Here is a 21,603-nt window from a genome sequence, read left to right as displayed (position 1 = left end):
AGTTCGGTCAGAATTCGTAGGTAGCGGGCGCGCGGACCTGCGTTGCGTCGGCAGAGTGCGAGATCACGTCGGCCTGCGCGGCGACCGTGACGATGTCGAACAGCCGGCCCACCCGGAGGGCGCCCGGCCACCGGTCCTCGAACCGCCGCGCAAGTTCCACGACACGGACAGAGTTGCCGCCGACGTCGAAGAACCCGTCCTCGCGCGAGAAATCTTCATGCCCCAGCACTGCCGCCCACTCCTCGGCGACGGCGCGTTGCACCTCGGTCCACCGTTGTCGTGACGTGCGGTCGGGTGCCTGCGCTTCCGGAATCAGTGCGCGCAGCGCATCCTCGTCGACCTCGCCGTCGGGGGTGCGCGGCACCGCACCGAGCGCGAAGAACTGCGCGGGCACGAGTCGGGATTCGAGGCGCTGGGCACCGAATGCGCGCAGATCCTCGGGCGTCGGCAGAACCGCCGCAGTTGCCGCCGGAACCCAGAACAGCGTGATTCCCGCCGCCGTCGTCAGCGCGACCGCCTCGCGGATTGCGGGGTGAGTCTTCATGATGTCCGGAATCGAGTGAAGCGGGGAGCCGTCGACGCCGACGAGGCGTCCCGACCGTGTCCACCGAGCGAGCCGGCCGGTGCGGACCATGCGGGATCCGGGGGCGCCGAACGGATTGGCGACGAGAGTGGTGGCCGCCTCCCGCGGTGACAGGTCGTCCGCCGCGGACTCGGCCAGGTACACCGCGCCCGTCGCCCCCTCGGGTACCAGATGCAGGTAGGAATCGAGAACGAAAGTGCCTGCCGCCAAGCTGTGTTCGCGGAGCTGCCGCCGGTCGGCGGGACCGAGGAGATCGATCTCGTCGACGGCGATACCCGGCTCCGCGACTGCGACCGAGAGGATTCTGGTGAATCGGTCGGCGAGGGTGTGGATGGTCTGCTCGTCGAACAGGTCGGTGGCGTAGGTGAAGGCAGAGGTCATCCCGGTCGGCGACCCGGACTCGTCGTGGCGTTCACGAAGGGTCAGTTGCAGGTCGAACAGGGACACCGTGACTTCGGGTTCGAGCACCTCGACATCGAGGTGTGGGAGCGCAAGCGCGGGGTACTGGGTGTTCCGGAATTCGAGCAGCACCTGGAACAGCGGCGAATGCGACTGCGAGCGCGGCGGATTCAATGCCTCCACCACTCTCTCGAACGGCACGTCGGCGTGGGTGTATGCAGCGAGGTCGGTGTCGCGGACCCGCCCCAGGAGATCGGCGAACGTTCCCGAGACCTCGGTCCGGAGGACGAGGGTGTTGACGAACATTCCGACGACGTCGTCGAGGTCCGCCTCTCCGCGTCCGGCGACGGGTGATCCGATCACGATGTCGCGGGTGCCCCCCGACCTGGACAGCAGTAGCGCGAACGCCGCGTGCACCACCATGAAAACGGTGCAGTGCCGCGACCGTGCGAGCGCTACGACATCCCTGTGCATGTCCTCGTCGATGGTGAACGTCCAACGGTCGCCGGCACCGGATCGATGCGGCGGCCGTTCCCGATCCGCGGGTATCTCGGTTACCACCGGCGCATCGGCGAGGACGGCTCGCCAATAGTCCAGTTGCCGGGACATCAGGGAGTCGGCGTCGTCCTCCGAACCCAGAAGTTGCCGCTGCCACACGGTGTAGTCGGCGTACTGGACCGGCAGCGGGTCCCACCCCGGCGCGCGGCCCGCGGCTCGGGCGGTGTACGCCGTGAGAACATCCCGCGCCAGCGGGACCATCGAGAACCCGTCCGCGGCAATGTGGTGCACCACGACGACGAGCAGGTGGTCCCGTTCGCCGTATTCGAACAGTCGCGCCCGCATCGGGACTTCGGCGGCCACGTCGAACCCTGTCGACACCAACTCTGACAGGGGTGCCTCTCCCGTGGTCACCACCGTGAGCCCCGCGACGTCGTGAGCGTCGATGATCACCTGGGTGGGCCCCGCGACCCCGTGGGGATACCGCGTGCGCAGCGTCTCGTGCCGGATCACCACATCCGTGAGTGCGGCGGCGAGCGCGTCCACGTCGAGTGTTCCCGAGAGCCGCACCATCATCGCGATGTTGTAGGCGGGCGAGGAGGTGTCGATTTGGTTGAGTAACCACATCCGGTGTTGCGCCCACGACAGCGGGAGCGGGTCCGGCCGTTGCACCGCCGTCAACCTGGGCCGGTCGGCAGCGCCTCTGCCCTCGATCCGTCCAGCCAGGGCCCGCACTGTGGGGGCCTCGAACACGTCGCGCACCCCGATGCTCGCGCCCAGTGCGGCGTTGATCCGCGCGACGACCTGTGTCGCTGTCAGGGAGTTGCCACCCGACGCGAAGAAGTCGTCGTCGGCGCCTACGGCACCGCTTCGGAGCAATTCCGCGAAGATGCCGGCAATCATCGACTCGAACGGCGTGGTGGGTGCCCGGAAGACACGCGGGGCGAGCTCGGGATCCGGGAGTGCCCGCCTGTCGACCTTTCCGTTCGGGCCGAGCGGCATTCGATCCAGGACGGTCACCGTGGCCGGCACCATGAACGGCGCAAGGACGGATCCGGCGAAGAGCAGGACTTCAGTGCTGTCGAGATCCACATGCTCGTCCGCCGTGACGTAGCCGGCGAGCACCGCCTGCCCGGCCGGGGTGCGGCGAACCGTGACCACCGCCTGCGCGACCCCGGGGCAGCGGGTGAGCACCGCCTCGACTTCTCCCGGCTCCACCCGCTGTCCACGCAACTTCAGCTGAAAATCATTGCGGCCCACATACTTCAGTAGACCGTCGGGTGTCCACCGCATGACGTCGCCGGTACGGTACATCCGCGAGCCCGCGCGGTCGAACGGGTTGGCCACGAACGAGGCGGCGGTCGAACCGGGCTTCCGGTGATAACCGCGCGCCAACCCATCCCCCAGCATGTACAGCTCACCGACCACTCCGACGGGAACCGGGCGCAGCCACTCGTCGAGGAGGAGTTCGCGGATGCCGCGGATCGGACGCCCGATCCGCACGGGGTCGCCGGGCGCCATCGGGGCCCCGATGTTGGACACCACCGTCGTCTCCGTGGGCCCGTAGGCGACGAGCAGGGTGCGCCCGGATGCCCAGCGGTCGAGCAACTCCGGTGGACAGCGTTCCCCGCCGACGACAAGGGTGCGGAGGAGGTGCAGGCCGCGCGGATCGACCGTGGCGAGCACGGCGGGGGTCACGAAGGCATGCGTGATGCGCTCGGAGGCCAGCAGATCCGTCAGCGCGTCGCCGCCGTACACCTGGGGTGCCGCGATCACCAGTCGGGCGCCCGCACCGAAGGCCATGAGGTACTCCAGCATCGACGCGTCGAATCCGGGCGCCGCAAGATTGAGCACCCGGGACGCGGCGGTCGTGGCATACCGGATGTGCTGCTCGACGGTGAGATTCTGCAGCCCGGTGTGGGTGATCACCACACCCTTGGGCGTTCCGGTCGACCCGGACGTGTACATCAGATAGGCGGGATGTTCCGGGCGCAGCGCGGCGACCCGGTCGCCGTCGGTGATGGGATGGGACCGCCACCGCCGCGACGGACCGGGGTAGTCGAGGTGTAGCCACTCCACACCGTCGGGCATCCGGTCGCGCTGTTCGGCGACCGTCAAGCCGACGACCGCGCCGGAATCGGCGAGGATGTCGGCGATCCTCGCCTGCGGCAGAGTCGGATCGACCGGTACGAAGGATGCCCCCGACTTCGCCACCGCCCACACCGACACCACCAACTCCACCGACCGGACGAGGCCGATCGCGACCTGGTCTTCCGGGCCGATTCCGCGATCGATCAGCACCCAGGCCAGCCGGTTCGACCAGTCGTCGAGTTCGCGATACGACATCACCGCGTTGCCGTAGGACAACGCGACGGCATGCGGATCGCGTTGCGCCGCAGCAGAGAGAATGTCCGGCAGCAACCGGGGCGCTTCGGCAGGGTGTCCGCCGACCGGAACCAGCGCCCCCCGCTCGTCGGGTGTGAGCACATCGATGCGCGCCAGGAGAACGTCGGGCGATGCCACGATCGTGTCGAGCAGACGCACGAACCGTTCGGCGAACGCGTGCACGGTCGCAGCGTCGAAGATATCCGTGGCGTAGGTGAAGCCACCACTCATTCCCGCCGGGGAGCCGTCTTCGGCGAACTGTTCGATCAACGTCAGTTGCAGGTCGAAGGTCGACACGGACACGCCGAGATCGATCTCTTCCACCGTGAGACCCGGTAGGGCCGGCGTCGGCCGTTCGACGTCCTGGAACTCGAACAACACCTGGAACAACGGCGCGTGTGACGTGGTGCGCGGTAGGTCGAGCGCCTCGACTACCCGCTCGAAGGGCAGGTCGGCGTGCGCGAACGCCTCGAGGTCACGGTCCCGGACGGTGTGGAGCAGGTCCGCGAAGGAGCCGGAGCCGGGAACCGGGGTCCGCAGCGCGAGAGTGTTGACGAACATCCCGACCAGGTCGTCGAGGACTGTTTCGCTGCGACCGGCGACCGGCGACCCGATCACCACGTCACTCGTGCCGGTCAGGTTCCCGAGTAGTACCGCGAACACCGCGTGCGACACCATGAACACCGTCACCTCGTGTTCTCGAGCGAGGTCCCGCAGCCGCTCGTGCAGGCGTGCGTCGACGGTGAACGACACGCCCGCCCCGGCGAGTGACCGCACTTCCGGACGAGGACGATCGAGCGGTAGGTCCGCCACGATCGGCGCATCGGCGAGCATGGAACGCCAGTATGCGAGTTGCCGGGACATCAGGGAGTCGGGGTCGTCCGCCGATCCGAGCAGCGCCCGCTGCCACCTGCTGTAGTCGCCGTAATGCACGGGCAGCGGTTCCCACCGCGGCGCGTGGCCGGCCACCCGAGCCGCGTAGGCCGCCGTCACATCCCGGGCGAGTGGGCCCAGGGACAGCGCGTCCGCCGCGATGTGGTGCACCACGAGAGCGAAGACGTGCTCGCTCGGCCCGACTTCGAACAGTTCCGCCCGCAAGGGCACCTGCGTCGTGAGATCGAAGCCTGTCGCCAAAGCCGACGAGATTCGTTGGCGCAGTTCGCTTTCTCCTGTCACCGCCACCGCGCGGAGGCCCGGCAGGGCGTCCCTCACCGGGAGCACCGACTGCACGGGGGTGTCTCCGGCCAGCGGGAACACGGTCCGGAGAATTTCGTGACGGTCCACCACATCGATCAATGCTGCCTCCAGCGCGGCGGCGTCGAGAGGCCCGCGCAATCGGAAGGCCGCCGCAATGTTGTAGGCGGGCGACGTCGTGTCGAACTGGTCGAGAAACCACATCCGCGTTTGCGCGAGGGACACGGGCACCGGCGAGGAGCGATCCGTCGGGGCCAGCGGTGGCCGCGTCGTCGTCGCGGCCCTACCCATGCAAGTGGCCAGCAACCGGATCGTCGGGGCCTCGAAGAGGTCGCGCACGCCCACACCCGCACCGAGCTCGGTCTGGATTCGGGCCGCGGCCCTGGCGGCGATCAGCGAGTTGCCGCCCAGTCCGAAGAAGTCGTCGTCGACACCGACGGACGGCACGTTCAGCAACTCCGCGAAGACAGCCGCCAGCGCCTCCTCGACGGCAGAGCCCGGTGCGACGAAGTCGGCACGGGCCTGCGCTACTGGAGACGGGAGGGCCGCCCGGTCGACCTTGCCGTTGACGGTGAGCGGCAGTTGGGTGAGAACGGTCACCGACCCGGGAACCATGTACGAGGGAAGAGCGGATCCCGCTGCCTCGCGGACGGCCCCCGGGTCGATGAGCGCCCCTGGTCCGGGTACCACGTACGCGGCAAGGGTCGGGCCGGTCACCTCGTTCCGGAGCAGCGTCACCACCGCCTGCGCCACCCCGTCGCAGCGGCCCAGCACCGACTCCACCTCGCCGAGCTCCACGCGGAATCCGCGGATCTCGACCTGCTGATCGTCACGCCCGAGGTACTCGAGATGTCCGTCCCGGCGCCACCGCACCACGTCACCGGTCCGGTACATGCGCGACCCGGACGTGTCCGCGACGAATCGGGATGCCGTGAGCCCGGCGCGGCCCAGATAGCCGCGCGCCACTTGCGGTCCCGAAACGTACAGTTCGCCGGCTACGCCCACCGGCACAGGATGGAGTCGTGGGTCGAGCACCGATACGCGGAAACCCGGAATGGCCCGCCCGATCACACTCGTCCATGCGGCGGCTGCGAACTCCGGGTCGAGGGCAAGGTGACTGACATGCACCGTCGTCTCGGTGATGCCGTACATGTTGACGAGTACGGGCGCGTTGTCGTCGTGCCGCGAGTACCAGCGCGCGAGCTGCCCGAGGTCGAGAGCTTCACCGCCGAGCACGACGTATCGCAGCGGGAGTGGTTCGGCGTCTTCGTTCGTGGCTTCCGCCTCGATCAGCTGGGCGAACGCTGTGGGCGTCTGGCTCAGCACCGTCACCCGTTCTCGGCGCAGCACTTCCAGGAACTGTGCCGGCGAACGGGTGGTATCGAAGTCGGCGACCACGAGCGTCGCCCCGTGGAGCAGAGCGCCCCACAGCTCCCAGACGGAGAAGTCGAACGCCGGTGAGTGGAACATCGTCCAGACGTCGGTGTCGTCGAACCGAAACAGCTGCTCGGCGCTCGCGAAGAGGGCCACCACGTTTCCGTGCGTCACTGCCACGCCCTTCGGCCTCCCCGTCGATCCCGACGTGTAGACCACGTACGCCAGCGAATCCGGGTTGATCGGCGCCCGCTCGGCGTCCGTCACCGGCAGCTCTGAAACGGCGTCGAGCTCGCCTTCCTCCGAATCGAGCAGGAAGACAGGGATATTCGACGGCGCCAGTGCCGCTGCGGTGTCCTGGGTGACGAGAAGGCACACCGGTCGGGCGTCGTCGAGCACGAGCGCCGACCGCTCACCCGGGTGATCGACGTCGATCGGGAGATACGCCGCACCGGCCTTGACGACGGCGACCAGCGCGACCACCAGCGCGGCCGACCGCGGTGCCGCGACCGCGACCAGGGATTGCGGACCCACCCCCCGCGACAGAAGCTGCCGCGCAAGACGATTGGACCGGGCGTCCAACCGGCCGTACGTGAGCCGTTCGCCGCCCGCCACGACCGCGGTGGCATCAGGTGTGCCTGCGGCCCGCACTGCGAACAGCTCCGTCAGCGTCCGACGTAGGGGCGACGTGGGGCGCGTCGACCACTCGAGGAGAAGCGTGTGCTCGGCCGGCGCGAGCAGATCGATGTCGCCGACCGGGACGGACGGGTCGTCGAGGGCGGCCTCCGCGACTCGGAGCAGCCGATGACCGAAGCCCGAGACTGTGCCGTCGTCGAAAAGATCTGCGGCATAGGTGAACCGAACCTGTTCGTGGTCCACGGTCACCACCAGGTCGAGATCGCCGAGGTCCCGGCCTCGGTCTCCGTAGTCGAGCAGCACTTGGAACAGTGGCGCATGCGCTCGGGACCGCGGCGGGTCGAGCGCGTCCACGATCTGCTCCCACGACACGCCGCGGTGAGCGGCCGCCTCTCGTGCCGCGTCCCGCACCCTCTCGACCACCTCCGTGAACGGTTCGCTGCCGCGCAGCCGGGTCCGCGACACCAGTACCTCCGCGTCCACCGCCGTTCCGACGACCACGTCCGCGGTCCGCGCTACCCGCGACAGCAGCAGTGCGAGCGCAGCGTGGACCACCGTGAACACGTCGGTGCGGTACTCGGCCGCGAACGTCGTCAGCCGATGCTGCAGAGCTGCGCCGATCGCCACCTCCACGGCGGCGCTGCGCCCGGACGGCCGGGGTGGCCGGGGCCGGTCGGCAGGCAGCTCGATCAGCGGCGGCGCATCCGCCAGCGTCCGCGTCCAGAAATCCAATCTGGCTGTGTCTTCGTGGACGGTGCTGATCGCGGCGTCCGCGTCCGCCCGGAGGAACTCGTCGAGCAGTTCCACGAACCGGCGGTGGTGGGCACCGACCTCCTCGGCGTCGTACCGGTTCGGGTTCGCCAGGAAGTGGACGAAGGTCTTCACCGGCGCACCGCTCTGGTACACGTCGACGAGCAGATCATCCACCGGCCCGGACGTGACGATGTGGTATTCGCCCACGAGGGAGCCGAGCCTCAGCTCCTGGTGGAAGAGCATCACGTTGACCATCGGCCCGGACAGCGTGTCGGCGGCGCCCGCCCCGGCGTCGCGGCGAATGTCCCCGAGCCCGAAACGCTGGTGTCGCAGGGCACCGAGCAAGTCGAGCCGGACTCGTTCGACCAGCTCACCCACCGTGTCTTCGGGCCGGATCTCCACCGGCAGCGGCACGATACCGGCCACCATGCCGCCCGAACGTCGCAGAACCGCTGTCGTTCGCGCCGACACCGGGATAGTGACCAGCACGTTCCGGCGTCCTGTCATGCGTGCGAGGTAGCAGGCGAACCCGGCGATGATTTTCGCCGTGCCGTACTGCCCGGTCTCGCGCAGCGCACGCTCGGCCGCCTCGGGCAGCGGTCCCGCGATGTCGGTGCTGTCGACCACCGCGGGTGCGGCCCTGCGAGCCAGGCTCGGCGCAGGACCGAGCCCGGCGATCCGCTCGGCCCAGAACTGGCGGTCCGCGGCGAAGCGGCTCGATGATCGGTACTGCTCGTCCACGTCGAGGAGGTACCGGGGATCGACAGCCTCATTCGGTGGCGGCTCCCGGTTCGCAGTCGCTGCACTGTATCGGACCGCGATCCGGTTGAGCATCGTCATTGCGCCGTAGCCGTCCAGCGCCACGTGATGAATCTTGCTGTACCACAGGTAGTGCTCGTCGCCGACCCGCAGAATCGAGGATTCGACGAGGCGGTCGTGGGTCAGGTCGATCGGCGTGGCGCAGTCCGCCCGCATCCACCGGCGAGCCGCGTCTTCCGGGTCGACCTCTCCGCGGAAGTCGACCAGCCCGATGGATCGGTCCGTCGAAGGGTCGACCAGCTGGAACGGGCGGCCCTCGACTTCGATCAGACGCAGGAACGGCGACCCGAACTCGTCGGCGGCGGCCACCGTGGCAGACATGAGGAGATCGACGTCCAGCGTTCCGTGCAACTCCACATACTGCGCGATGCACAACGGCACGTCCGGTGCGAGCTGCTGCGCCAGCCAGGCCTCGTACTGCGCGGCGGACAGTGGAAACGGTGAGGCCGGTGAAGCGGGGAAACGGGCGGGAGTGTCGGCGACACAAGCGGGTTCGCCGGCCGACACCCTCGCTGCTCGTCGCTCCATCGCAATCGCATCCCAGCCAAGGCCCCCATCGCCTTCGCATCCGGGAGCAACCAACCACGGTGACGGACTACCTGCCCTCACCCTGACCACGCAACGAAATCCCCGAGAAGATCGAGACTGCCTCCAATCCAGCACACTGTCAACCGCCGCCACCGCCGTTCATCTCGGGCTTTCCAGCAATGTCCGCAGCGCCGCTTCGTCGACCTTGCTGCTCGCCGCGAGGGGAAGGGCGCCGAGCGCCACGAAATGGGCGGGCACCGCCTGCGCGACGAGACGCTCGGTGCAATGCGCGATCAGGTCGCGGGTGGTGGGCAGGATCGTCGCCGCCGGGGCAGGAACCCAGAAGGCGGTGAGGGCGGTGTCGCCGTACTCGTCCACGGTCGCGAGCACCACCGCCTGACGGATCGCCGGGTGACTCTCGAGCACCGACTCCACCGCGTGCCGCTCGACCCTCGCTCCCCGCACCTTCACCTGACCGTCGACCCGTCCGCAGAATTCGATGTCGCCGTGGACATCGACGCGTGCGAGGTCACCCGCGTGGTACATCCGGGAACCTGGATTTGTGGCGAACGGGTCGGCCACGAATCTGGCTGCGGTGCCCGCCGGGCGATGCGCGTATCCCGCCGCGATCTGGGGACCACCGAGGTAGAGATCCCCCACCGTTCCCGGCGGCACAGGAACGAGCTTCGCGTCGAGGATGTGCGCCGTTGTCGCCCCCAGCGGCCTGCCGATCGGGGCGATCGACGCGGGCAGCTCACGCACCCGGTGCGCGATGCAGCTGACGGTGGTCTCGGTGGGCCCGTACTCGTTGCCCAGCGGCACGCCAGGCAGCACGGCACGGTGCCGTTCGACGAGTGTCCTGGGAAGCGCCTCGCCGGCCAGGGTCACCCACTGCAGTTGCGAGCGCAGCGGAGCGAGGTGCGGCAGCAGCAGGCGGTAGAACGACGGTGTCGCGGCCAGATCTGTGGCCCGCCACTTCCCTGCGAGCGCTGCGACGGCCTCGGCATTGCGCATACCGCCCGCGTCGGGGAGCACGCTGGTGCCGCCGGTGCAGAGCGCCCAGATGGTCTTCAGCAGGGCGCCGTCCCACGTCAGACGAAACGCGGAGAACGTGACCAGATCGGACTCGTCGTAGTCGTAGTTCCGCCCCGCGACCATGCTCGCCAGATTGGCACGGGTGACCACGACGGCTTTGGGAACACCGGTCGTTCCCGAGGTAGTGATCACATAGGCAGGTGCGCCTGCGGGGACACGTTCGGGAAGGCCGATCGCACGTGACCGCGGCGGTAATTCCCCGTGCCGGTCGATCAATGCAGGCACGCCGGCACCGGCTTCACAGGCGAGGGCACCGACACCCTCCGTGGAGGTGGCCGGGTCCGAGGAGTCGAACACGATGGCCCCGCAGTCGACGTCCGACAGCAGGGCGCGCAGTTGCATCGCCGGGTGGCCAGGTTCTATGACGCACCAGGCGGCGCCCGCCCGCAGAGCGGCGATCATCGCCACCATCGTGTCGGTGCTCTGCTTCCGGTAGATCAGAACCACCCGGCCCGGCCGCACGCCGGTCGACACCAGCTCGGCGGCGAGTTCCGCACTCGCCGAATCGAGCTCGGCATAGGTCAGGGCTCGCTCCCCCACCGCTATCGCGATCCGCCCGGGAACCCGTGAGCATTGCTCGAGGATCCCCGCGATCACCTCGTCACCCGGACACCAAGCGCTCATGGCACCGCGCTCACGATGCGGACGTGATCGGTGTTCGGTCCACCGTGAGCAATGCCGTTGTGCCGCAACAGCAACCGATCGTGGTCCGTCGCGGCGACCTCGAACCCACCGAAACGCAGGGTCACAAGCATCACGCGGTTGACCTCGGTGGCCACGAATTCCGCACAGGGCTGCTGTCCGCGCGCCCGCGCCCGGTCGACGACATGCTGAATCAGGGCCGCGCCCACTCCGCGGGACATCACGCGGCACGACATCAACAGCAACTGGAGCACCGAGTCGTCTCCACGAAACTCCGACACCGCGAGTCCGATGGTTCCGTATTCACCGAAACGGTCCTCCAGGGCAGCCACGAGCACCTCGTGGCGATCCGAACGGCACAGTCGGCGGAGTTCGTCGATGCCGAACGTGCGACCGGTGGTGTTGAGTTGATGTGAACGCACGGTCAGTTCGTGTGCCCGTGCCAGGTCCTCGTCCTCTGCCCTGCGCACGGTCATCACCAAACCCAGCGAGGCGAGGAACTCGGCGCTCGACCCCGCGAAAACCTCCTCACTGCTCTGCCGGATCCGCTCGGCGCGGTACAGCGCGCGGCGCCCCGCTGCCTCGGCCGTGATCGACTCCGGAGTCAGCTCGGGCAGATCGGGGAAGGAAGCGATACTCTCGGCCGGATAACACCGCACCGACGGCAACGCCCCGGCGACTTCGGCGCGCTCGACCGGATCGTTGTCGACGAAGGCCACCGTGTCGAGGCCGATATTCAGCGTGTCCGCTATCCGCCGGACTGCACCGGATTTCGGCCCCCAACTGACGTCGACTGCGCAGAACAGTTCCTCGAGGCCATGGGCGCGCAGATGAGCGACAGCGGGTTCGAACTCTCCGCGGCTCGCGATGGCGTGCAGAATGCCGCGGCGGTCGAGCACGTCGATCGTGCGCAGCACTTCGGCCTTCGGCACCGGGACATCCTGCTCGAGCACCACCCCGTCCCAGATGGTGTCGTCGAGGTCCCAGACCACGCATTTGACGGTCTGCTCCATTGCGCTTACTTCCCGTTCCCGGTCGGATCCGGCAGTCGCCGCAGGAGTGCGCTACTCCACGCCGCGACAGGACTGCTGTTCATGAGTACGGCATAGTCCCCCGGCCGCTGCGACGTAGCCGCGGTTTCCAGGTTGAGTGCGACGTCGACGGATCCGAGGTGGCCGAACCGGGCCAGGTTCGCGCGGCACACCGGGTCGATGGGCACATCGAGGGCTTCCTGCCAGAACGCGAACGCACCGGCCGAAAGGTTCTGCATCAGATAAGTCCCTACCCTGTCGTGTTCCACACCGTTGCGTCCGAGAAGCGCACCATTGATGTCGGTGAAGCGTTTCCGGCTCTCGACGGCCAGCCGGAACGAGTACGTCGGCTCGTCCGTGCATTCCTCGGTCCAGTCGGCCTCGCGCACGTTCCGGTAGTCGATGCGGAACAGGTCGGAGTACTTTCCGTCGCTGCGGACGATCTGGTCGACGAGTTCGTATCGCCCGCTCCCCGACGTCGTCAGCAGCACCGCGGCCGCACCGTCCCCGAGCAGTGTCATCGGTGAGCGGTAGCGGGCTCGCGTGGGCGTCTTCGCCGCAGCGACGACCAGAACATTGTGGCAGTGCGGGTCTCCCCGAAGTAGGGCGGACGCCAGTGCGAATCCCGCGGAGATGGAAACGCAGCCCAGGTCACCGACGCCGGTAGTGAAGGCCTGAGTCGCGCCGAGCCGGTGTTGCAGCCGGGTGGCCTCGGAGGCGAGCAGATACTGCGGAACCCTCCCCTGCACGAGCAGGAGGGCATCGAGCTGGGTCGGGTCGATGTCCGCAGCGCGCAGCAACGCGGTGGCGGCGGCGTGAGCCATGTCCGACTCGGACTGACCGATGCCGATCCGAACGGTGTCGATGCCGAGGGACAGGGCGTGCTCGCGCTGCGCCACAGGAAGCTGATCGAGTTCCGGCAGACCCGCCACGGTGACCTCGTCGTCCGGGAACCACAGCGCGATCGAGTGCAAGGCGACGGGGGCGGTCATCGAACACCGCCGGCCAGCACGTACTCACCGATCTGCAATTCGGCGACCTCGGTGGCGCCCTCGATGATCCGCATGACCTTCGCGTCCCGGAAGAATCGGCCGACCCTGCTGTCTCCGGCGCATCCGGTGGCGCCGAGGATCTGGACTCCCTGCTGGCTCAGCGTCACGGCTGCGCGCGCAGCGGCGTACTTGGCGGCAACGGTGGTGAAGAGGGCGGTGTGCTCGCGTGCGTCGCGTTCCTGTGCGGCGCGTTCACAGAGGGCCCGCGCACCGGAGACCTCGACCCAACCGCGGCCGATCATCGACCGCACCGCGTCCTGCTCGGACAACACGGCCGTGCCCTGCACCCGGGTCGAGGCATGAGCCACCGCATCGGCGAGGCAGGCCCGGGCCATCCCCGCGCACCCCCACGCGATGGTGTACCGGCCGTGGTCGAGGGCTGTGCCGGTGACGTGGGACAGACCGAAACCGGGCGGCGCTATGACGTGGGTCGCGGGTATGGACACGTTGTCGAGTTCGATGTGCGCCACCCGTGTACCTCGCATGCCGAGCTGCCCCTGTACCGGTTCCACGGTGACCCCCGGCGAACTCGTTTCGACGAGTGCGGTCGTGAGGCCGCCGGACGTCTGTCCGAGGACCAAAAGTACGTCCGCGACCTGGCCGTAGGTGACCCACAGCTTCCTGCCCGACACCCGGTAATCGGAACCGGCGGGGTCGAAGGTGGTGGCCACGCAGGAGAGTTCGGTTCCGGCACCGGCCTCGGTCGCCGCGAACCCGGCGAGGAGCTCCCCGGTGGTCAGCACCGGCAGCCACTGCTCCCGTTGTTCGGCACTTCCCCACCGGTCGAGGGCGGCATTCACCATTCCCTGCACCGTGAGGAGCGACCGCAGCGACGTGCAGACAGCTCCGAGTCGTTCTGCCACCGAGCCCAGTTCGGCTGCGCTCAGGCCGAGGCCTTTGCAGGCGGGGGTCCGGTCCAGACCCAGGACACCTGCCCGGGCGGCGGCGTCGATCACCTCGGTAGGAAGCCCCGACTCGTCCCATGAAACCGCATCCGTCTCCGCTGCCGCGACGAGAGTGTCGATCCCGATCACGGCGACGCCCCGTCCGTGGCCCGCACCTGCTCGCCCCGCTTCCTCCGGATGAACTCGGCGACACGGGCAGCGGTGCGAAAGTTGTCGAGGTCGAGGTCCTCAACCTCTACCACGACGTCGTGGGAGCCCTCGATGTAGGTGACGATCTCCAGGGCCCGCAGAGAACTCACCAGGCCCAGCGTGAAGTAGTCGTCGTCGGGTCCGAGATCCGTCGACGTGATCGAACTGAGGTACTGCCGTAGCTGCTCGACCAACCCGTCAGAAGGCTCGGGCACAGGGGCGTGTGCTGTGTCCATGAGCGGGGGATGCCCACTTGGACCAGCGTTCAACCATCGCGGTGTCAGGCAGCGAGTAGTCGGGGCAGCCCCCATTCCCGCGCAAGCAGCTCGTAGGAACGCAATCGGTCCGCGTGGTCGTGGGTGACGCTGGTGACCACCAGTTCGTCGGCGGCGGTGACTTTCCGCAGGCTGTCGAGCCGGTCGGCAACGGTGGCGGGTGCCCCGACGAACTGCGTGATCAGCCGGTCCTCCACCGCTGCGCGTTCGGTCTCACCCAGCGGCGGGGTACGGCGGGGATCCGGATACGGGATCGCACCGTGCCCGCTTCGGATGCTGTGGGTCCAATGTCCGAAGGTCGATGCCAACTCCCGGGCTGCCGCGTCGCCCTCCGCCACCACGGCGTCCGCGGAGACGACGACGTACGGTTCCCGCAGTACCCGTGACGGCCGGAAGGCGGCCCTGTATGCCTCGACGGCGTCGATCGTCGTCGCCGGACTCACGTGGTAGTTGGCCCCGAAGGGCAGCCCGAGCCGCCCGGCGAGTTCTGCGCTCGGGCCCGCGCTGCTTCCGAACACCCACAGCTCGACGTCGGCGCCCTCCCCCGGACTCGCGTGGAGGTCGATGCCGTCCTCGGTGCGGTACGTGCCCTCGAGTAACGCGAGGATGTCGTCCACCTGGTCTTCGAACTCGGGTGACCGTGCCCCCGGCTGCTGTAGCACCGACATCGACGCCGTGAGCCGCGGTGACAACAGCAGTTCGGACGGGTCGAACGGCGCCGGAATCACGACGCCGTCCCGAATCTCGGTCGGACGCCGCGGCAACGAAGACTGGTGTCGGCGTTCGCCGACCGCCTGCAGTGCCTGCGCCCTGCGTTGACCCGACCGCCCCAGGCCGAGGTCCACGCGCCCCGGGTACAGGGCATCAACAGTTCCGAACGCTTCCACCACTGCTGCTGCCGTGGTGTGCCCCAGCTGGACGGCAGCGGCGCCGACACGCAATGTGCTCGTCGCCGCAGCGAGAATGCCGACCAGCACGGCGGGTGACGAACTTGCGACGCCGACGAAGTGATGCTCGGCAACCCAGTACCGCTTGTAGCCCCACAGCTCTGCGTGCTGGGCGAGGTCCACGGTGTTGCGCAGCGCGGCTCGGGCGGTGGATCCCTCGCTGACGGGCGACAGGTCGAGGACGGACAACGGGGTGACCATCTACTGCCGATCCTGTTCGTATTCCGTGGCTTCCGACGCTGCGGTCATGATGCTCGTACTCCTTCGTTCTGATGGTGCGGATGGCTCAGCCCGAGATGGCTGCGCAGGGTGGTGCCCGAATACTCGGTGCGGAAACTGCCACGGTCCTGCAAGTGCGGCACCACTTTCTCGACGAACTCGTCAAGCCCGGTCGGTGTGAGGTGCGGCACGAGGATGAAACCGTCGCAGGCGTCCGACTGCACGTAGTGGTCGATGTCCTCGGCCACTTGGGCCGGGGTGCCCACGAACTGCTGCCGGGCGGTGACCGCGATGATCAGCTCACGGATGCTGAGCTTCTCCGCCTCGGCCTTCGCCCGCCATGCCGAGGCGATCTCCCGCGGATCTTTCACGTGCCGGACACGGCCGCGGGTGATGTCCGGATTGTCGGCGGGTTCGACGTCCGGAAGGGGGCCGTCCGGGTCGTATCCGGAAAGGTCACGTCCCCACACCTGCTCGAGGAATGCGATGGCTGTCTGGGGACCTACCTGCTGGTGCCGGATGTGATCGGCCCGTTCGGCGGCATCCGGCGCCGTATCACCCAGAACGAAGGTGGCCGCGGGGAGCACCTTGAGGTCCTCGGCTCTGCGCCCGTACTTCGCCAGCCTGCCCTTGACGTCGGAGTAGAACGTGCGGCCGTCCTCGAGTGTGCCGTGCACGGTGAAGATGGCGTCGGCCTGAGCCGCCCCGAACTCGCGGCCCTCCTCCGAATCCCCCGCCTGCAGCAGTACCGGATGACCCTGGGGGCTGCGGGGTACCGTGAACCGTCCCCGCACGTCGAACTGCGAACCCGAAAAGGCGACCTCACGAATCGACGACTCGTGCGCGAAAACCCCGTGCTCCCGGTCGATCACGAGAGCGTCCTGATCCCAGCTGTCCCAGAACTTCCGCGCGCCCTCGATCACTTCACTTGCGCGGACGTAGCGGTCTCTGCGGTCGAGATATCCCCCGCGCCGGAAGTTTTCGCCGGTGAAAGCGTCCGAGGAGGTGACCATGTTCCACGCAGCCCGGCCGTCCGACAAATGATCGAGTGACGCGAATTGCCGCGCCAATTCGTACGGTTCGTTGAAGGTGGTGTTGATCGTTCCGGCCAGGCCGAGGTGGGTCGTCGCCCCGGCCAGCGCACCGAGCACGGTCAGGGTGTCTGGCCGGCCGACGACGTCCAGGTCGTGGATCCGTCCGCGGTGCTCACGCAACCGCAGGCCCTCGGCGAGGAAGAAGAAGTCGAACAACCCGCGTTCCGCTGTTTTCGCCAGGTGCACGAACGAGTCGAAATCTATCTGGCTCTTCGACTCGGGGTCGCTCCACACCGTGGTGTTGTTCACCCCCGGGAAGTGCGCTGCGAGGTGTATCTGCTTGCGGGGCAACGCTCGCGATGTCGTCATGCCGAAAGTCCTGTTCGGGTGAAGTGATTGGTGGGACGGTCGAAGCCGAGGCGTTCCCGCAGTAAACGCACGTCGCCTCCGTCAGGTCGCAGTAGCGGCCGTACTGCCTCGGCGAGGGTGTCCAGTCCGGAGGGAAGCGCGAGCGGGCGGAAAGTCACGCCGTCCACCTCGCCCGCCCGCGCCACGTTCGCGACGAGATCAGCCAGTCCCGCCGCATCCCCCCGGTAGAGGAGCGATCGTGGTTCGTACCCGGTCCCGGCCCAGTTCTCGAGCTGGGCGAGGTCCCGGGCGGCGCCACTGTGGTCGGCGGCGAGCAGCACCTCCACGTCGAGAAGTATGCGGACCGCGCTCCTGTCGCGGCCCGCCTCGACCACGTCGCGGGAAATGTCCGCCGCAGCCCGCCCGGCCGCGTCGACGGTGAGGCCGCTGATGCGGATCACGTCGGCGTGCGATACGGCCACCCGGCGGGAATGTTCGTCGTGCACACCGAGCACGACCAGCGACTGGCCTTGTGGTGAGCGCGGTGTAATCGACGGCCCCTTCACGGAGAAGTGGGTTCCCTCGAAGTCGATGTAGTGCAGTTTGTCCCGGTCGACGAATCGGCCGGTGGCGACGTCGCGGATCTCGGCGTCGTCCTCCCAGCTGTCCCACAACAGACGCACGGCTTCGATGGCCTCGCTCGCCTCCGACCACAAATCTTCGTCGTCCTGGGGTTCCTTACGGCCGAACAGCTGGGCCTGGGCTCGACCGGCCGACACGTCGACCTGCCACCCCGCGCGACCCAGTGAGGCATGGTCGAGACTCGCGATGGCTTTCGAGACGTGGAACGGCTCGGTGTGGGTCACGGTCACCGTCGGGACCAGACCTATGGTCCGGGTGCTCGTCACAGCCCGTGACGCGATCGCGACAGCGTCGAGTTGCCCCCGCTGTTCGGCGTGACCCGTCGAGGCGAGGGCGAAGGAGTCGCCGAGGAAGGCGAGGTCGATGCCGGCCCTGTCGGCAACTCCCAGGAGCCCGGTCCAGTAACCGGCCGTGAAGAGATCTTCTGCGCGCGAGTCGGGGCGACGCCACGCCTGCGGGTGCAGACCGGCGCCGTGCAGGTCGACGGCGATGAGGGGGTGGTGACGAAGTTCAGGCATGAATGGCTTCCTCCAGCTGTGCTGACGGTGGGCGAGCGATGGACCGCCCGGGGATCGCGTCGAGCAGCTCCCGGGTGTAGTCGTGACGTGGTGTTTCGAATATCTCGGCGGTGGTGCCGAATTCGAGGATGCGACCGGACCGCATCACGGCGACCGTGTCACTGATCTGCCGGACCACCGCGAGATCGTGCGAGATGAACAGGTAGCCGAGGCCGAGTTCGCGCTGGAGGGTCTCCAGTAGATCGAGTATCTGCGCCTGCACCGAAACGTCCAGAGCGGACACCGGCTCGTCGAGCACGAGAAGTTCCGGGTGCAGTGACAGCGCCCGGGCAATCGCGACGCGTTGACGCTGGCCGCCGGACAGTTCTGCGGGTTTCCGTTCGAGGTAGCTGCGCGGCAGCGCCACCTGCTCGAGGAGTTCGGCGACCCGCTCCGCTCGTTCGGCCTTGCTCCCGATCCCGAAGGCGCCGAGCGGTTCGGCCACGATGTCGGCGACGGCAAGTTTGGGATCGAGCGAGGCGTACGGATTCTGGTAGACGAGTTGAACTCGCCGGCGGAGGGCGCGCAGGGCGCCACCCCGCAGCGTCGTGATGTCCTCTCCGTCGAACTCGATGCTGCCACGAGACGGCGTCTCCAAACGGATCGCGATGCGAGCCACCGTCGACTTGCCGGATCCCGACTCGCCGACCAGGGACAGCGTGCGACCGCGCGGAACCTCGAAGGACACGTCCTCGACGGCCTCGATCGCTGTCTTCCGGTCGATCCGGAATGTTTTCGACACGCCCGAGACGCGCAGGAGCGGATCGGCCACGGTGGAGTGGTCTCTGCGCCGGGGTGCCGCGGACAGGCTGGGCGCGGCTGCCAGCAGTGCGCGCGTGTACGCGTGCTGCGGCTGCGTCAGGATCTCCCGGGTGGGCCCCGACTCCACCACCTCGCCGCGGTTCATCACGATGATCCGGTCGGCGCGGTCGGCCGCGACGCCCAGGTCGTGCGTGATCAACAGGACTGCGGTCCCCGACTCGGCGGTACGCGCAGCCAGGTGATCGAGGATCCGGCGTTGAACCGTGACGTCGAGTGCACTGGTGGGCTCGTCCGCGATCACCAGTTCGGGGTTGCAGGCCAGCGCGATTCCAATCAGGACGCGCTGCCGCTGGCCGCCCGACAGGTCCTGCGGATACTGCCGGGCACGCACGTCGGGCTTGTCGATCCCGGCCTCGGCGAGAATGCGCACCGCCTCGATTCCGGCCGTCCGCCGGTCGGCGAGACCGTGCACCCGCAGCACCTCGGCGACCTGAACCCCCACCCTGATCACCGGGTTGAGCGAGGTCGTCGGGTCCTGTGGCACCAACCCGATCCTGGCGCCGCGGATGCGCCCCAGTGCGCGCTCGGACAGGGTGTCGAGGCGCTCGCCGTCGAAGGTGACGGTGCCGCCGATCGCGCGTCCGCTCCCCGCCAGTAGCCCGAGAATCGCGTGCGCGGCGGTCGACTTACCGGAGCCGGACTCGCCCACCACAGCCACCACTTCCCCGCGCGAGACCGTAAGGTCTACGCCCGTCACGGCCAGAACTGGATCGCTCACGCTCCCGTACGCCACCCGCAGTCCGGAGACCTGCAGCAGCGGGGTGTCGTTCGTGCTCATCGCGACTCTCTCTGTTCGAGTGCATGCCCGAGGCGGTGTGCCGACAGCACGACGGCCACGATCACCAGGCCGGGCAAGGTGGTCATCCACCACGCCGTCGCGAGGTAGTTGCGGCCCTCGGAGATCAGCGAACCCCACTCGGGTGTCGGTGGTACCGCCCCGAATCCGAGGAAGCTCAACGACGACACCGCGAGGACCGCCATGCCGAACTCCACGGCGGCGAGGGCGACGACGGGTGCGTAGGAGTTCCGCAGGATGTGCCGGTGGAGCACCGTGTGCCACCGGACTCCCGACGCGAACGCGGCCTCGACGTAGAGTGACCGGCGCACTCGCAGCACCTCTGACCGCATCACACGGGCGAAGTTCGCGATCAGGGAAACACCCACGGCCACAGCGACGTTGACGGTGCCGAATCCCAAGGCCGTGACCAGTGCGAGGGAGAGCAGCAATGCCGGAATGGACAGCAACACATCGACGAGTCTCATCAACACCGCATCGACCGCTCCCCCGGCCGCACCGGACAGCAGACCGATCAGCGAACCGACAACCAGGGCGATCCCCACCGCCAGCAGGGTTGCGGTGAGCGAGAGTCCGGCACCGTGAACGACTCGGGTGTACACGTCCCGGCCGATGTTGTCGGTCCCGAACCAGTGCGCGGCGCTCGGGGCCTGCAGCTTCTGCGCGGGCACGCCGGTGAGTGGGTTGCCGCCCGCGAATACGGAGGGCGCCACCGCACACCCGACAGCAAGCAGGAGCACGACGGCGGAAGTCACGAGCACGAGATTGCGACGCAACCAGGCCGTGACACTGCGCCGGCGGGTAACAGGGAAGAACCCGGCCACGGGTGTGAGTATGCGCGGAGACGCGCCGACATCGACGACCTCGCCCGTCACCTCCCTCGTGAGGATGTCAGACATGAACGATCTCCTCCTTTTTCGTGTGCTCCATGCTCGCCCGCTTCCTGCCCTCGACGATTCGCGGATCGATCAGCGGGTAGAGCAGATCCACGGCGAGGTTGACGAGGACGTAGGCAAGCGAGCTCAGTACCACGATTCCCTGGACCACCGGAATATCCTGCGCCATCACGGAAGTCTGCGTGAGCCGCCCGACTCCGGCTCGTGAAAACACCGTTTCGACGACCACGGACCCGGCCAGCAGCGTGCCCACCAATACTCCGGCGATGGTGAAGGCGGGGATGCTCGACAACCGCAGCGCGTGCCGGGTCTGGATCCTCCACCGGGAGGCTCCTTTCGCCCGGGCGGTGTCGATGAACGGCTGCCGCCACGTGGTCTGCAGACTCGCGGCGAGCACCTGGGCGATCACGGCGCCGGTCGGCAGCGCGAGAGTGACCGCGGGAAGCACCAGGGTCGCGATTCCCTGGTCGCCGAACGCCGGAAAGGCTTTCAATCGAAACGAGAACAGCTGCAGCAGAATAAGACCTACCCAGAACGTCGGCACCGCGACACCGAGCGGGGGCAGCGAGAACAACAGATTCCGTACCCCGCGCACCCTGGTGTACGTGGCGACGAACGCTACCGCGGTCCCGAACACCACGGCGAGAACGAGCGCCACGGACGCGAGCGCGAGGGTGCTGGGCACCGCGTTCCCGATGGCCTCGGTCACCGACTGCCCGGTGGCGATCGAGTATCCGAAGTCACCGCGAACGGAGTGGCTCAGGGAGTTCCAGTACTGCACCCATACCGGCTGGTCCAGGCCGTACCGCGCCTGCAACTCCGCAACGGCCGCCGCATCGACCGTCGTCCCCGCTGTTGCGGAATCGACCGCGATGCTCACGGGGTCCGAAGGCAGTAGGAACAGGACTGCGAACGACACGGTGAATGTTGCCCACAGCACGCCCAACGCCTGCAGGACACGGGATCCGAGGTATCGAGTCATCT

Annotated in this window: 12 protein-coding genes; all 12 read right to left on the bottom strand. The window is 68.1% G+C overall.

Annotated elements, in window-relative coordinates; genetic code table 11:
• Window positions 1-7 precede the first annotated feature (7 nt).
• Window positions 8-9,169, bottom strand: coding sequence for a non-ribosomal peptide synthetase (locus tag GFS60_RS07375; protein ID WP_159920048.1), 9,162 nt, complete (start codon window positions 9,167-9,169; stop codon window positions 8-10).
• A gap of 159 nt (window positions 9,170-9,328) precedes the next feature.
• Window positions 9,329-10,888 (bottom strand): amino acid adenylation domain-containing protein, encoded by a 1,560-nt coding sequence (locus GFS60_RS07370; protein ID WP_159920046.1) that lies wholly within the window; start codon window positions 10,886-10,888, stop codon window positions 9,329-9,331.
• Window positions 10,885-11,919 (bottom strand): HAD-IIIC family phosphatase, encoded by a 1,035-nt coding sequence (locus GFS60_RS07365; protein WP_159920044.1) that lies wholly within the window; start codon window positions 11,917-11,919, stop codon window positions 10,885-10,887. Before GFS60_RS07365 ends, GFS60_RS07370 begins: the two co-directional genes overlap by 4 nt.
• A 5-nt stretch (window positions 11,920-11,924) precedes the next feature.
• Entirely contained in the window at window positions 11,925-12,929 is a 1,005-nt protein-coding gene (locus tag GFS60_RS07360) for a 3-oxoacyl-ACP synthase (protein WP_159920042.1), read from the bottom strand.
• Window positions 12,926-14,023, bottom strand: a complete 1,098-nt coding sequence (locus GFS60_RS07355; RefSeq protein ID WP_159920040.1) for an acyl-CoA dehydrogenase family protein — start codon at window positions 14,021-14,023, stop codon at window positions 12,926-12,928. Before GFS60_RS07355 ends, GFS60_RS07360 begins: the two co-directional genes overlap by 4 nt.
• Entirely contained in the window at window positions 14,020-14,319 is a 300-nt protein-coding gene (locus GFS60_RS07350) for an acyl carrier protein (RefSeq protein ID WP_159920038.1), read from the bottom strand. Before GFS60_RS07350 ends, GFS60_RS07355 begins: the two co-directional genes overlap by 4 nt.
• A 44-nt stretch (window positions 14,320-14,363) precedes the next feature.
• Entirely contained in the window at window positions 14,364-15,506 is a 1,143-nt protein-coding gene (locus tag GFS60_RS07345; protein ID WP_159920036.1) for an LLM class flavin-dependent oxidoreductase, read from the bottom strand.
• Between the two features lie 44 nt (window positions 15,507-15,550).
• The gene (locus GFS60_RS07340; RefSeq protein WP_159920034.1) at window positions 15,551-16,927 is read right to left on the bottom strand and encodes an NtaA/DmoA family FMN-dependent monooxygenase; all 1,377 of its coding nucleotides are present in this window, start codon (window positions 16,925-16,927) and stop codon (window positions 15,551-15,553) included.
• Window positions 16,924-18,066, bottom strand: coding sequence for an LLM class flavin-dependent oxidoreductase (locus GFS60_RS07335; RefSeq protein WP_159920032.1), 1,143 nt, complete (start codon window positions 18,064-18,066; stop codon window positions 16,924-16,926). The genes GFS60_RS07340 and GFS60_RS07335 overlap by 4 nt, the downstream gene beginning before the upstream one ends.
• Window positions 18,059-19,705, bottom strand: a complete 1,647-nt coding sequence (locus tag GFS60_RS07330) for a dipeptide ABC transporter ATP-binding protein (protein ID WP_159920030.1) — start codon at window positions 19,703-19,705, stop codon at window positions 18,059-18,061. Before GFS60_RS07330 ends, GFS60_RS07335 begins: the two co-directional genes overlap by 8 nt.
• Window positions 19,702-20,622: an ABC transporter permease gene (locus GFS60_RS07325; RefSeq protein ID WP_236603395.1), complete on the bottom strand. Its 921-nt coding sequence runs from the start codon at window positions 20,620-20,622 to the stop codon at window positions 19,702-19,704. Before GFS60_RS07325 ends, GFS60_RS07330 begins: the two co-directional genes overlap by 4 nt.
• The gene (locus GFS60_RS07320) at window positions 20,615-21,601 is read right to left on the bottom strand and encodes an ABC transporter permease (protein WP_159920028.1); all 987 of its coding nucleotides are present in this window, start codon (window positions 21,599-21,601) and stop codon (window positions 20,615-20,617) included. Before GFS60_RS07320 ends, GFS60_RS07325 begins: the two co-directional genes overlap by 8 nt.
• Window positions 21,602-21,603 lie beyond the last annotated feature (2 nt).

The organism is Rhodococcus sp. WAY2 (assembly GCF_009859915.1).
Classification (GTDB): Bacteria; Actinomycetota; Actinomycetes; order Mycobacteriales; family Mycobacteriaceae; genus Rhodococcus_F; species Rhodococcus_F oxybenzonivorans.
Note: the sequence above shows the minus strand (reverse complement) of the source record. Positions and strands in the feature narration are given on the sequence as shown.

Bases quoted from the DNA above. Each gene is read 5' to 3' on its own strand.
- GFS60_RS07375 (WP_159920048.1), bottom strand. From the start codon at position 9,169: ATGGAGCGACGAGCAGCGAGGGTGTCGGCCGGCGAACCCGCTTGTGTC.
- GFS60_RS07370 (WP_159920046.1), bottom strand. From the start codon at position 10,888: ATGAGCGCTTGGTGTCCGGGTGACGAGGTGATCGCGGGGATCCTCGAG.
- GFS60_RS07365 (WP_159920044.1), bottom strand. From the start codon at position 11,919: ATGGAGCAGACCGTCAAATGCGTGGTCTGGGACCTCGACGACACCATC.
- GFS60_RS07360 (WP_159920042.1), bottom strand. From the start codon at position 12,929: ATGACCGCCCCCGTCGCCTTGCACTCGATCGCGCTGTGGTTCCCGGAC.
- GFS60_RS07350 (WP_159920038.1), bottom strand. From the start codon at position 14,319: ATGGACACAGCACACGCCCCTGTGCCCGAGCCTTCTGACGGGTTGGTC.
- GFS60_RS07345 (WP_159920036.1), bottom strand. From the start codon at position 15,506: ATGGTCACCCCGTTGTCCGTCCTCGACCTGTCGCCCGTCAGCGAGGGA.
- GFS60_RS07340 (WP_159920034.1), bottom strand. From the start codon at position 16,927: ATGACGACATCGCGAGCGTTGCCCCGCAAGCAGATACACCTCGCAGCG.
- GFS60_RS07335 (WP_159920032.1), bottom strand. From the start codon at position 18,066: ATGCCTGAACTTCGTCACCACCCCCTCATCGCCGTCGACCTGCACGGC.
- GFS60_RS07330 (WP_159920030.1), bottom strand. From the start codon at position 19,705: ATGAGCACGAACGACACCCCGCTGCTGCAGGTCTCCGGACTGCGGGTG.
- GFS60_RS07325 (WP_236603395.1), bottom strand. From the start codon at position 20,622: ATGTCTGACATCCTCACGAGGGAGGTGACGGGCGAGGTCGTCGATGTC.
- GFS60_RS07320 (WP_159920028.1), bottom strand. From the start codon at position 21,601: ATGACTCGATACCTCGGATCCCGTGTCCTGCAGGCGTTGGGCGTGCTG.